This is a genomic window from Helcobacillus massiliensis (assembly GCF_014191425.1).
In the GTDB taxonomy this organism is placed as follows: Bacteria; Actinomycetota; Actinomycetes; order Actinomycetales; family Dermabacteraceae; genus Helcobacillus; species Helcobacillus massiliensis.
This window is the reverse complement of sequence record NZ_JACHWP010000002.1, coordinates 193,637-205,922: the sequence shown is the minus strand read 5'-3', so window position 1 is coordinate 205,922 and position 12,286 is coordinate 193,637. Positions and strand designations below refer to the sequence as shown.

Here is a 12,286-nt window from a genome sequence, read left to right as displayed (position 1 = left end):
ATGTCGATTTTTCTTGACAAGAACAGCAAGGTCATCGTTCAGGGCATGACCGGTTCCGAGGGCATGAAGCACTCGCAGCGGATGCTCGACTCCGGCACCCAGGTCGTCGGCGGTGTCAACCCCCGCAAGGCCGGCCAGAGCGTCGAGTTCGACGGCGGCCGCTCCGTGCCCGTGTTCGGTTCCGTCGCCGACGCCATGAAGGAGACCGGCGCCACCGTGTCCGTCCTCTTCGTGCCGCCGAAGTTCGCGAAGGACGCGGTCATCGAGGCCGTTGACGCCGGCATCGAGCTCGCCATCGTCATCACCGAGGGCATCCCCGCGAAGGACGCCGCCGAGTTCTTCAACTACGCGAAGGACAAGGGCACCACGCGCCTCATCGGCCCGAACTGCCCCGGCATCATCTCCCCGGGACAGTCCAACGCCGGCATCATCCCCTCGAACATCACCGGTCCCGGCAAGCTCGGCCTGGTGTCGAAGTCCGGCACGCTGACCTACCAGATGATGTACGAGCTCAGCGACATCGGGTTCACCACCGCCATCGGCATCGGCGGCGACCCGATCATCGGCACCACCCACATCGACGCCCTCGAAGCATTCGAGAACGACCCGGAGACCGCCGCGGTCGTCATGATCGGTGAGATCGGGGGCGACGCCGAGGAGCGCGCAGCCGACTACATCAAGGCGAACATGACGAAGCCGGTCGTCGGCTACGTTGCGGGCTTCACCGCCCCGGAGGGCAAGACCATGGGCCACGCCGGCGCCATCGTGTCCGGCTCCTCCGGCACCGCGGAGGCGAAGAAGGCGGCCCTGGAGGCCGCTGGTGTGAAGGTCGGCAAGACCCCCACCGAAACCGCTGAGCTGATGCGCGAGATCATCAAGGGCCTCTGAGCCCTCACCGCCGCATCCGGCCGCGCCCTGATGGGCTGGGCCCTGGTCGCGGCGGCACCCGTCGGACGCCGTCCTCTCCACCGCACCCGGTGGGCAGGGCGGCGTTCGCCGTTCCCGGCGCCCCGGCCGACCGTCGGCTTCCAGAGCGCTTCTCGTGGTGGCCACGCTGCTCTCCCGCGAGACGCCGCCCAACCCGATACAGTGTGACCAGCTGAAAGGGAGGGCGCGCCGTGAGCGATCTGATCGATACCACCGAGATGTACCTGAAGACAGTGTTCGAGCTGCTGGAGCTCGGCATCACGCCGATGCGCGCCCGCATCGCCGAACGGCTCGGACAGTCCGGCCCCACGGTGTCGCAGACGGTCGGTCGGATGGAGCGCGACGGCCTGCTGTACCTCGATGACTCCCGCGTCATCCACCTGACCGAGGAGGGCCGCGGGATCGCCGGTGCGGTCATGCGCAAGCACCGACTCGCCGAACGCCACCTGATGGACGTCCTCGGCCTCGAGTACGAGCTCGTGCACGACGAAGCCTGCCGCTGGGAGCACGTGATGAGCGAAGACGTGGAGCGCAAGATCGCCGCCATGCTCACGCCGCCGTACGCCGACCCGTACGGCAACCCCATCCCGGGCCTGGGCGCGCTGGGGGTGACGGCCGACGGGTCCGGCCCCCATGGCAGCCGCCGGATCGGCGACGGTGTTCAGCGCCTCGTGCAGGTGGAGCTGCCGGAGGGCGACGAGGTGGAGCTGACGGTCGACGCCATCGGTGAGGTCATCCAGTCGGACGTCGAATTCCTGCGGGATCTGAAGGACTGCGGGATCGTTCCCGGGGCGCGCGTCACGGTCGCCTCGGATGCGGATTCGCTGGTGATGACGGGGCCGTCGGGCCGGGAGATCACCCTGACCCCCAGTGATGCCGGTCATATCTGCGTGACCCAAAGGTAAGGCCCCTTCCCCGAGGGTAAAGGTCTGTCAAAGCCCGGGTAGAGGTTCGTTTGGTCCAGTGGGGAACAGTCCCCGCCTTCCGTAGGTTGGATGTCGGTTCCCGGGGCGACCCGGGTCGGAATCCGTTCCGAAACAACAGTGCTCAAGAACTCCGCGGACCGCCTCGCAGCCCTGACGGGCGCCGGCCCGCGAACGATCCGGAAGGTCTCCTGTGGCTCCTCGCTCCATGCCCACTCACCGCGGCACCCCGCGCGGCATCCTGTCCGCACCGATCGGTCGTAAGACCGCCGGCGTGATGCTCGCTGCCGGCTTCGTCGTCTCCGGTTCCGCTTCGGCCGCCATGGCCAACGGTTCCTCCGAGACCGGCAAGAACGCCGGTGCGTCCACCGCTCCCTCCACCGTGACCATCCCGGTCGCTCTCGCGGAGGGCGACAAGGCCGAGGGTGCCTACGGCGCGATCGTGAAGAAGGACAGGGTCGAGGTCAAGACCGACGAGAAGACCGACGCCCAGCGTGAGCAGGAGCGTCGCGAGGCTGAGCAGCGCGAGGCCCAGCAGCGTGAGCAGGAGCGTCAGGAGCGTGCCGAGCGCCAGGAGCGTCAGGAGCGCCGCGAGGCCCAGCAGCGCGAGGAGCGCAACCAGGAGCGCGAGAACAACCGCGAGCGCAACCAGGAGCGCGAGAACAACCGCGAGCGCAACCAGGAGCGCGAGAACAACCGCAGCGAGCGCCGCAATGAGCGCCAGGGTGACGACGACCGCCGCAGCAGCCGCGACGGCCAGCGCTCCGAGCGCCGCACCAGCGACCGCTCCGACAACAACGACCAGCAGTCCGACCGCGGCTCCAAGAAGAAGCGCTCCTCTGCTCCCTCCAACGCAGGGCGCGGCAGCTCCATCCTCGCCACCGCCCGCAGCGGCATCGGCACCCCCTACGTCTGGGCCGGTTCCACCCCGTCCGGCTGGGACTGCTCCGGCTTCACCTCCTGGGTCTACGCCCAGCACGGCATCCACCTTCCGCACTCGGCTGCTGGCCAGGTGGCCGGCGCCAAGCGCATCTCCGCTTCCGAGGCCCGCCCCGGCGACCTCGTCTACACCCCGGGCCACGTCGGCATCTACGCCGGCAACGGCAAGATCGTGGACGCCGGCCGCTCCGGCAAGCTCACCACCGAGCGCAAGCTCTGGAACGCCAACTGGAGCTACTACCGCGTCGGCTGATGCCAGTCGCCTCTTCGACACTGTGACGAGCGGATTCCGGCGCTGACCACGCCGCCGCTCAGCGAGAACCCCACCGCAGCCCTGTCGGGCCGGTGGGGTTCTCGCATTGCCTGCACCCGGCCCGACTACTGTGAGACCCATGCTTCTGCTCCGGAACCTCATCAGCGTGCTCGCGGGGATCGTCTCCCTTGCGGCGGCACTCCTGCTCGTGCCCGCCACCTGGCTGCAGGACAACATCGTGGACCGCGGCGGGTTCCTCGCCGTCACCCGACCGATCGCTGACACCCCGCAGACCCGCCAGGACCTCACCGCCCCGGCGGTCGACCAGATCCACAGCCTCGTGGACGTCCCCGAATTCCTGAAGGGGCAGGTCGATGCCCTGATCGCGAAGGGCGTCAAGACCGTCACCGGCACACGGGAGTACCAGCAGATCTGGGACCAGACCATGCGCGACCTGCATGAGTCGATGGTGCAGGGCGGCAGGGTCGAGGTGAAGCCGGACCTGATGCCGGCGTACGATTCGATCGCCGGCCCGATCGAGGATGTCCTGCCGGTGCCCGTGCCGCGCCCCGCCACCCTGCAGCCCACCATTGCCTCGTTCGATGCGGGATGGATGCAGTGGATCCTCCTGCTCACCGAGAACCGCGCAGCTCTCGGCGCCATCGCCCTCCTGGGCCTGGCGCTGATGCTGCTGACCGCCACCCATCGCGGAGCGTCGCTCATCATGTACGGCATCTTCGCCGCCGTGTTCACGGCGCTCATGTGGTTCACGGTGACGAACCTCCCCGCGCTGGTGCCGAACGTGATCGACAGGGCCCCGTTCGTCGGCCAGATCGTGACGGCGTTCGAAGAGAAGGCGATCAAGGACCTGCCCCACGGCGTGAACCTCGGCATCGCCCTGGCGGCGGTCAGCGCGCTCATCGGCATCGTGCTGATGGCGATGCGGGCCGCCCGCGATCACCGCAACCGCACCGGCACGGGCCGTGGCCCCACCAGCAGTGGGAGCGGGGCTCGAGGCCAGAGCTGGCCCGGCCCGGCGGCTGGGCACGCTGCGGCGCCGGCACCCGTCGGCCGCCCCGGCAGCGCTGGCGGCGGGGGAGGCGGCAGCTGCGCCCCCGAGGGCGGCAGCTGCGCGCCGGGTCGCTGACACCAGCAGCCGACGGGTGCGCCGCCCCGCCCAGGTCCGATTGTTATCAACCGGTTACACTGGCATCTTCGAACGCACACCCCTGACGGGGAGATGGGAGCAGTCATGGGGGTCCTCTCCTTCCTGCGCACAGACAAGACCGCGACCGACGACGCCAAGAAGGCGATGAAGGAAGCCCGCACCGGTAAGGACGCGGGTGCGCTCGAGAGCCTCGTCAACACCTTCCGCGACATCGGCATCGACGGCAAGGCCACCTTCGCGTCTGCAAAGACCGTTGCCAAGCGCGCGAAGCGGCGCCGCTCCACCGAACGCGCCGTCAAGAAGATCATTGCGAGCCACCGACGCCGCGCCACCGTCGGCGGCTTCGTCACCGGTCTCGGCGGCGCCATCACCCTGCCGGTGATGCTGCCCGCCAACGTGCTCGAGTTCTACGTCATCGCCACCCGCATGACCGCCGCGATCGCGAGCGTGCGCGGTTACGACATCAACGACCAGGAGATCCGCACCCGTATCCTCGCCGCCCTTGTCGGGGAGGAATCGGGGGACCTGCTCGGCTCGATCGGACTCGGCCCGGTCGCCGGCGCGGCGAGCCGCCAGGTGGCGAAGCGTCTGCCGCAGTCGGACGTCTCCCGCATCACCAAGGCGATCGGCGCCCGCGCTGTGCGCCGCTTCAGCCTGCGCTCCGCCCGCCTGTTCGGCAAGGCGATCCCCGGCGCTGGTGGCGTCCTCGGTGCGTGGGCGGACCGCCGCGCGCTGAAGAAGATCGCGCAGACGGCGAAGGCGACGTTCCCGCCGCTGTCCCGCAAGGAGCTGAAGGCAGCGGCGAAGGCGCAGAAGAAGCGCTGACGCGAACGGCCGCGGCGCGAAATCCCCTCTGCGATGACTGAACCCCAGGTCGGCGCCTGAAGAAGGCGCTGACCTGGGGTCCTATGTGTGCCCCCGAGACGATTCGAACGTCCGACACCGGCTTTAGGAGAGCCGTGCTCTATCCCCTGAGCTACGGGGGCTGATCGCCGAGCGAACCCGGCCGGAAGGCCGACGGATGCTGAACGGAACGGGTCCGCTCCTGCGGCAGAAGAGCCGCGGCTCGGACCCGTTCAGTGTAGCGGGATGCGCGGGGCGCACCCAATCAGACGGTGCAGATCACCAGCCGGCCTTCGAGGCGACGCGCTTGTCATCCCGCGAGCGGTACACGATGTACGGGCGGCCCAGGTAGCCCACGGGCACCGAGAACACGTGCACGAGGCGCGTGAACGGCCACACCGCGAACAGGGTGATGGCGACCAGGGCGTGCAGCTGGAACGTCAGCGGCACGTCCACCATCATCGCTGCGTCGGGGCGCAGCGTCCAGATCTGCCGGAACCACACGGAGATGGTGGAGCGGTAGTCGTAGGAGCCGAACACGTTGTTCGCGATGGTCGCCCACACGCCGAGGCCGGCCACGACCGCGAGCATCAGGAACATGAATTTGTCCATCAGCGTGGTCGCGCCCATGAGGCGCTTGTTGGAGCGTCGGCGCCAGATCAGCAGCAGCAGACCCACGAGTGTGCACACGCCCGCCACGGTGCCGAGGGTGATCGCCAGCAGGTGGTACACGTGGTCGCTGATGCCGATCGCCTGCGTCCAGGACTTCGGGATCACCAGGCCGCCGAAGTGGCCGATGGCGACGAACAGGATGCCGAAGTGGAACATGGGCGATGCCCACCGCAGGATCCGGTCCTCGTACATCTGGCTCGACCGGGTGGTCCAGCCGAACTGGTCGTAGCGGTAGCGCCAGATGTGCCCGAGCACGAAGAACGCCATGCACACATAGGGGAAGACAACCCAGAGAAGGGTGTCGAGGATCGTCACGTCACGCATGTCAGCTCCTTCGAGCGCTGGACGGCTGGGTCGGTCGGATACGTGGGGTCGGCAGGGGGACCGGGCCCGACGGGGCGGTGAAGGCGACGGGCGCGTTCGTGGGCGGGCTCGCCATGTAGTCCGCGTCCGTGCCGTAGCCGGAGAGGCCGACGGATTCCTCAGCGGGGCCCTGTTCAGCAAGCTTTGCGATCGCGGTGCGGTCGTCGTCATTGAGGGCGGGCATGGTGGCGCAGACCATCCGGATCACCGGCGCCCACGGGGAGTCGATCTCCTGCAGGTGAGTGCGCAGCAGTTCGATGCCGGCGCGGTTGTCCAGCAGGATCCGCTCACCGGCCTCCGCGTCGACGGTGCCGGCGAACTCCAGCACCACGCACAGGTGGTCGGGCAGTTCGTCCTCGCGGTCCGCGGCGAGCTCCACCCCGGATTCGCGCATGGTCTGCTTGATCTCCAGCAGCGCCATCCCGCGGCGGCGGGTGTCGCCGCTGCCGAAGTACGTCAGGAACAGGCAACCGCGCCGACGGGTGTCGAACGTCGCCACGTACTCCTGCTGCAGGGCCGCGAGGTCATCGGTGCGGGACTCGGCGAGCATCCGGTCCACGACCGCTGCCACCTCCGAGCCGTACGGCTCCGGCAGCAGGGAGCAGGCGTCCCGCAGCAGCGGCAGCCGCTCCACGATCTCCCCATCGGGGTACGCCATCAGGTGCGAGCCGATCGCCCACGCCACCTGCTTCGCGTCCCCGTCGATGGGGGAGGCGGCGAGGCCGGGAACGGCCCGGCCCGCCAGTCGCTTCAGGATGCTCATGATCGATCAGTCCCGCTGCTGTCGGAGGGGAAGAGCCCGTCGGGCGTGCCCTTGCCGTCCCAGTTCAGCAGGTTGATGCGGCCCGGCTCCACCGGCGGCACGCGGTCCATCTGGGCGCGGTTCTTCAGGATGTTGAAGTTCTCCACACCGACGGGGGTGAGGCCGTCGGCCCCCGAATCCTCACCGAAGATCGAGGACGGGCCGCCCATGCCGGGCCCGCCGTCCGTGTTCAGCGAGCAGTCGGTGGAGATGCCCTCGAGGGAGTGCGCGTCGCTGTAGTGCGCGGGCGGGATCACGTACCGCTCCTCGTACTTCGCGATCGCCAGCAGGCGGTACATTTCCCGGATCTCCTGCCCCGTCATACCGACGGATGCCGCTATCTCCTCCTGGCCCTCCCGGCCCATGGAGATGTCTCGCATGTAGGAGCGCATCGCGGCGAGCTTGCGCAGCACACCGTCCACTACGGAGACGTCCCCGGCGGTGAACAGCTCCGCCAGGTAGTCCATAGGGATGCGCAGCTGCTCGATCGCGGCGAACAGGTTGCGCTGATCCTCCGCGTCCTCACCGGTCTTCGCGACCTCGTCGACGACGGGGCTCAGCGGCGGGATGTACCAGACCATCGGCATGGTGCGGTACTCCGGGTGCAGCGGCAGCGCCACCTTCCACTCGTTGATGAGCCGGTAGATGGGGGAGCGCTGCGCGGCGAGGATCCAGTCCTCCGGGATGTCCGCCTCGCGGGCGGCCTGCACCACGGCCGGGTCGTTCGGGTCGAGGATCAGGGAGCGCTGCGCCTCGTACAGGTCCTTCTCGTTCGGGGTGGACGCCGCTTCGGTGACGCGGTCGGCGTCGTAGAACACGAGGCCGAGGTAGCGCAGGCGGCCCACGCAGGTCTCCGAGCACACCGTTGGGATGCCCTGCTCCATGCGCGGGTAGCAGAAATGACATTTCTCGGCCTTGCCCGTCCGGTGGTTGAAGTACACCTTCTTGTAGGGGCAGCCGGAGATGCACATGCGCCAACCGCGGCACTGGTCCTGGTCCACCAGGACGATGCCGTCCTCTTCGCGCTTGTACATCGCGCCCGAGGGGCAGGACGCCACGCACGACGGGTTCAGGCAGTGCTCACAGATGCGCGGCAGGTAGAACATGAAGGTCTTCTCGAACTCGGCCTTCACCTCCGTCTGGATGCGCTCCAGGATCGGGTCCTCGTGGAGGTGCTCCGTGGAGCCGCCGAGGTCGTCGTCCCAGTTCGCCGACCATTCGATCGACATGTCCTCACCGGTCAGCAGCGACTTCGGCTTCGCCACCGGGATGTGCTCCTGCGCCGGAGCATCCAGCAGGTTCGAGTAGTCGTAGGTCCACGGCTCGTAGTAGTCCTCGATGCTCGGCATGATCGGGTTGGAGAAGATCTGCGCGAGCTTGCGGAACTTGCCGCCGGCCTTCAGCTTCAGGCGGCCCTTGCGGTCCAGGACCCAGCCGCCCTTCCACTTCTCCTGATCCTCGTAGCGGCGCGGATAGCCCTGCCCGGGCCGGGTCTCCACGTTGTTGAACCAGACGTATTCGGTGCCGGATCGGTTCGTCCATGCCTGCTTGCAGGTGACTGAGCAGGTGTGGCAGCCGATGCACTTGTCGAGGTTCATCACCATCGACATCTGAGCCATGATGCGCATCAGTACGTCACCTCCGTAGTGCGCTTGCGGATGCGGGTGACCTCATCACGGTTGTTGCCGGTGGGCCCCAGGTAGTTGAAGGCGAAGGTCTGCTGGGCGTACCCGCCGACCATATGGGTGGGTTTGATCATGATGCGGGTGAGCGAGTTGTGGATGCCGCCGCGCTTCCCGCTGGTTTCGGTCAGCGGCACGTTCACCACGCGATCCTGGGCGTGGTGCATGTACACCGTGCCCTCCGGCATGCGGTGCGAGACGACCGCCCGCGCCGCCACCACCCCGTTGCGGTTCACTGCCTCCACCCAGTCGTTGTCGCGGATGCCGGCCTTGGCGGCGTCCTCCGCGCTCATCCAGATCGACTGGCCGCCGCGCGAGAGCGACAGCATGAACAGGTTGTCCTGGTACTCCGAGTGGATCGACCATTTGTTGTGCGGCGTCAGGTACCGCACTGCGAGGCCGAGTTCGTTCGTGGAGCCGATCTCGCCCTCGTTGAACAGGGCGTTCATGTCCAGCGGTGGGCGGTACACGGGCAGGTTCTCGCCCATCTCCCTCATCCAGTCGTGGTCGAGGTAGAAGTGCTGGCGGCCCGTCAGGGTGTGCCACGGCTTCAGCCGCTCCGTGTTGATGGTGAAGCAGGAGTAGCGGCGGCCGCCGGACTCCGAGCCGGACCACTCCGGCGAGGTGATCACCGGCACCGGCGCGGCCTTGGTGTCCGCGAACGTGATCTGCTTGCCCTCCGCTTCCGCGGAGAGGTCGTGCAGCTGGGTGCCGGTGCGCTTCTCCAGTGTGCGGAATCCCTGGGTGGCGAGGTGGCCGTTGGTGGTGCCGGAGAACGCCAGCACCATCTCCGCGGCCCGCACATCGGTCTCCAGGGACGGGCGGCCCTTGGCCGGGCCCTCCTTGATGAGGCCGTTCTTCTTGCCGAGGTACTCGACTTCGCGCTTCACATCGAAGGTGATGCCCTTCGTGGTGAAGCCGAGCTTCTCCGCCAGGGGGCCGAGCGCCACGAACTTGTCGTAGATCTCGCGGTAGTCGCGCTCCACCTCGACGAGCTTCGGCATGGTGATGCCGGGGATCGGCTCCACGCCCTCGTCGTGCTTCCAGTCGCGGACCACGCCGTGGGGGTAGGCGAGGGCGTCGGTGGAGTCGTGCTGCAGGGTCAGCGCCACCACGTCGCGCTGCTTGCCGAGGTGATTGCGGGCCAGTTCGGAGAACTTCTTCGCGATCTCCTTCCACGTGTCCCAGTCGTTGCGGGCCTGCCACGGCGGGGCGATCGCCGGGTTGAACGAGTGGACGAACGGGTGCATGTCCGTGGTGGACAGGTCGCTCTTCTCGTACCAGGTCGCGGCCGGCAGCACCACGTCGGAGAACAGGGTGGAGCTGGTCATGCGGAAGTCCAGGGACAGCAGCAGGTCCAGCTTGCCCTCCGGGGCCTTCTCGCGCCACACGACGTCGCGGGGGCGCAGATGCTCCGGGGTCTCCTCGGCGCGCACGTCGTTCTTCGTGCCGAGCAGATGCTTGATGAAGTACTCGGTGCCCTTGGCGGAGGAGCCGAGGAGGTTCGCCCGCCACAGCGACAGGATGCGCGGATGGTTGTTGTGCGCGTCCGGGTCCTCCGCGGCGAACTTCAGCTTCCCGGTCTTCAGGTGCTCGATGATGAAGTCCTGTACGCTGCGGCCCTCGGCATCGGCGGCCTGGGTGAGCGCGAGCGGGTTCTGGTCGAACTGCGGGAAGTGCGGCATCCACCCGAGACGCTGCGCCATCGCGACCACGTCCGCGTTGGTCATGCCCTTGAGGCGCCCGTCGGCGGTGGCGGCGGTGAACGCGTCCGCGGTCATCTGGTCGTAGCGCCACTGGTCGGTGTGCATGAACCAGTACGAGGTCTGGGTCTGGTGGCGCGGCGGCCGCGACCAGTCCAGGGCGTTGGCGAGGTGCAGCCAGCCCGTGATGGGGCGGACCTTCTCCTGGCCCACGTAGTGCGCCCAGCCGCCGCCGTTGACACCCTGGCCGCCGGTGAGGGTGGTGAGGGTGAGGAACGTGCGGTAGATGGTGTCCGAGTGGAACCAGTGGTTCGCGCCGGCGCCCATGATGATCATGGAGCGGCCGCGGGACTCCACGGCGTTCTGCGCGTATTCGCGGCCGATGCGCTGCACCTGTGCGGCGGGCACACCGGTGATGCGCTCCTGCCAGGCGGGGGTGCCGACCTCGCTGGGGTCGTCGTAGCCCGTCGGCCAGGTGCCGGGCAGGCCGTCGCGGCTGATGCCGTAGGAGGCGAGCAGGAGGTCGTACACCGTGGTGACGGTGCGGCCGTTGACCTGCGTGGTCGGCACACCGCGGCGCATCGTGCCCGGCGCGGAGTGCGCGTTGTGCGCTTCGTCCTCGGCGGGGGTGGAGACGGCGTCGAAGCGGGGCAGGAGGATCTCCTGCACGCCCTCGCCGCGGCCGTGGAGGGAGAGCTGCGGGTCAGCGCCCTGCAGGTCCAGGTTCCAGCGGCCCTTGCCGTCCTCGCTGAAGCGGTGGCCGAGTGTGCCCTGGGGGACCATCGGCCGGCCGGTGTTGCCGTCGATCAGCACGGGCTTGAACTGGTCGTGCTCGGTGCCGAACTCGTCGGTGATCTCCGCGGTGAGGTCGGAGGCCGTGAGGAACTTGCCGGGCACCACGGTGCCGTCGGCGCGCTCCTCCAGCTGCACGAGGAACGGCAGGTCGGTGTAGGTCTTCGCGTAGTTGTCGAAGTATTCGGGGCGGGCGCTGCCGTCGGGGTTCTCATAGAACTCGCGGAGGATCACGTGGCCCATGGCGAGGGCGAGGGCGCCGTCGGTGCCGGGCTGGGGCGCGACCCATTCGTCGGCGAACTTCACGTTGTCGGCGTAGTCGGGGGAGACCGCGATGACCTTCTGGCCGCGGTAGCGGGCCTCCACCATCCAGTGGGCGTCCGGGGTGCGGGTCAGCGGCACGTTGGAGCCCCACATGATGAGGTAGCCGGCGTCCCACCAGTCGCCGGATTCGGGGACGTCGGTCTGGTCGCCGAACATCTGCGGGGAGGCGACGGGCAGGTCCGCGTACCAGTCGTAGAAGGACAGCATGGCGCCTCCGATGAGCTGGTGGAAGCGCGCACCGGAGGCGAAGGACACGATGGACATCGCCGGGATCGGCGTGAACCCGGCGGTGCGGTCGGGGCCGTAGTTCTTCGTGGTGGAGACGTACGCCGCGGCGATCATCTCCACGGCCTCCTCCCACGTGGCGCGGACCAGGCCGCCGTGGCCGCGTGCCTTCTTGTACGCTGCGGACTTCTCGGGGTCCTCCACGATGGACTCCCAGGCGAGGACGGGGTCGCCGCCCACCTGCTGCTTCGCTTCGCGGAACATGGTGAGCAGGGCGGCGCGGATGTACGGGTAGCGCACGCGCGTGGGGGAGTAGGTGTACCAGGAGAAGGCGGCGCCGCGGGGGCAGCCGCGCGGCTCGTACTCGGCGCGGTCGGGACCGGTGGAGGGGTAGTCGGTCTGCTGGGCCTCCCAGGTGATGATCCCGTCCTTGACGTAGATCTGCCAGGAGCAGGAGCCGGTGCAGTTCACGCCGTGGGTGGAGCGCACCACCTTGTCGTGGCTCCAGCGGTCGCGGTAGAACGAGTCGCCCTGGCGGCCGCCGCGGTGGTGGATCTCGCGCTTGTCGTCGGAGACGCGCGAGGTGGGGGAGAGCAGGCGGCGCTTGCTGATGAGGGAGTTCATCAGCGAGGAGTCGACCTGCGGCTTCGGGTCAGTCGTCGTCATTGTC

At 68.4% G+C, this 12,286-nt stretch carries 9 protein-coding genes and 1 tRNA gene; 5 read left to right on the top strand and 5 right to left on the bottom strand.

What is annotated here, in order from left to right; all coding sequences use genetic code 11:
- From sucD to FHX50_RS06495, 5 genes are all read left to right on the top strand, one after another.
- Nucleotides 1-888 carry a succinate--CoA ligase subunit alpha gene (gene sucD, locus FHX50_RS06515; protein WP_183375787.1) on the top strand — a complete coding sequence of 296 codons (888 nt, stop codon included), beginning with the start codon at nt 1-3 and terminating at the stop codon, nt 886-888.
- A gap of 230 nt (nt 889-1,118) precedes the next feature.
- Nucleotides 1,119-1,832 (top strand): iron dependent repressor, metal binding and dimerization domain protein, encoded by a 714-nt coding sequence (locus FHX50_RS06510; protein WP_183375785.1) that lies wholly within the window; start codon nt 1,119-1,121, stop codon nt 1,830-1,832.
- A 226-nt stretch (nt 1,833-2,058) separates the two neighbouring features.
- Nucleotides 2,059-3,042 carry an NlpC/P60 family protein gene (locus FHX50_RS06505; RefSeq protein ID WP_183375783.1) on the top strand — a complete coding sequence of 328 codons (984 nt, stop codon included), beginning with the start codon at nt 2,059-2,061 and terminating at the stop codon, nt 3,040-3,042.
- A gap of 139 nt (nt 3,043-3,181) precedes the next feature.
- A complete protein-coding gene (locus FHX50_RS06500; RefSeq protein ID WP_183375781.1) occupies nt 3,182-4,189 on the top strand; it encodes a hypothetical protein in 1,008 nt (335 codons plus the stop codon).
- 105 nt (nt 4,190-4,294) lie between these two features.
- Entirely contained in the window at nt 4,295-5,035 is a 741-nt protein-coding gene (locus FHX50_RS06495; protein WP_183375779.1) for an EcsC family protein, read from the top strand.
- An 88-nt stretch (nt 5,036-5,123) separates the two neighbouring features.
- Here FHX50_RS06495 and FHX50_RS06490 read toward each other — a convergent pair.
- The 5 genes from FHX50_RS06490 to FHX50_RS06470 all read right to left on the bottom strand — a co-directional run bounded on the left by FHX50_RS06490 (nt 5,124) and on the right by FHX50_RS06470 (nt 12,282).
- Nucleotides 5,124-5,196: transfer RNA gene (locus FHX50_RS06490), tRNA-Arg, on the bottom strand.
- A gap of 136 nt (nt 5,197-5,332) precedes the next feature.
- Nucleotides 5,333-6,049, bottom strand: a complete 717-nt coding sequence (gene narI, locus FHX50_RS06485) for a respiratory nitrate reductase subunit gamma (protein WP_183375777.1) — start codon at nt 6,047-6,049, stop codon at nt 5,333-5,335.
- Between the two features lies 1 nt (nt 6,050).
- Nucleotides 6,051-6,851, bottom strand: coding sequence for a nitrate reductase molybdenum cofactor assembly chaperone (narJ, locus tag FHX50_RS06480; RefSeq protein ID WP_183375775.1), 801 nt, complete (start codon nt 6,849-6,851; stop codon nt 6,051-6,053).
- On the bottom strand, nt 6,848-8,518 hold the full coding sequence (narH, locus tag FHX50_RS06475) for a nitrate reductase subunit beta (protein WP_183375773.1): 1,671 nt from the start codon (nt 8,516-8,518) through the stop codon (nt 6,848-6,850). The genes narJ and narH overlap by 4 nt, the downstream gene beginning before the upstream one ends.
- On the bottom strand, nt 8,518-12,282 hold the full coding sequence (locus FHX50_RS06470) for a nitrate reductase subunit alpha (RefSeq protein ID WP_183375771.1): 3,765 nt from the start codon (nt 12,280-12,282) through the stop codon (nt 8,518-8,520). Before FHX50_RS06470 ends, narH begins: the two co-directional genes overlap by 1 nt.
- Nucleotides 12,283-12,286: the final 4 nt, after the last annotated feature.

Bases quoted from the DNA above. Each gene is read 5' to 3' on its own strand.
- sucD (WP_183375787.1), top strand. From the start codon at position 1: ATGTCGATTTTTCTTGACAAGAACAGCAAGGTCATCGTTCAGGGCATG.
- FHX50_RS06505 (WP_183375783.1), top strand. From the start codon at position 2,059: ATGCCCACTCACCGCGGCACCCCGCGCGGCATCCTGTCCGCACCGATC.
- FHX50_RS06500 (WP_183375781.1), top strand. From the start codon at position 3,182: ATGCTTCTGCTCCGGAACCTCATCAGCGTGCTCGCGGGGATCGTCTCC.
- FHX50_RS06495 (WP_183375779.1), top strand. From the start codon at position 4,295: ATGGGGGTCCTCTCCTTCCTGCGCACAGACAAGACCGCGACCGACGAC.
- narI (WP_183375777.1), bottom strand. From the start codon at position 6,049: ATGCGTGACGTGACGATCCTCGACACCCTTCTCTGGGTTGTCTTCCCC.
- narJ (WP_183375775.1), bottom strand. From the start codon at position 6,851: ATGAGCATCCTGAAGCGACTGGCGGGCCGGGCCGTTCCCGGCCTCGCC.
- narH (WP_183375773.1), bottom strand. From the start codon at position 8,518: ATGCGCATCATGGCTCAGATGTCGATGGTGATGAACCTCGACAAGTGC.
- FHX50_RS06470 (WP_183375771.1), bottom strand. From the start codon at position 12,282: ATGACGACGACTGACCCGAAGCCGCAGGTCGACTCCTCGCTGATGAAC.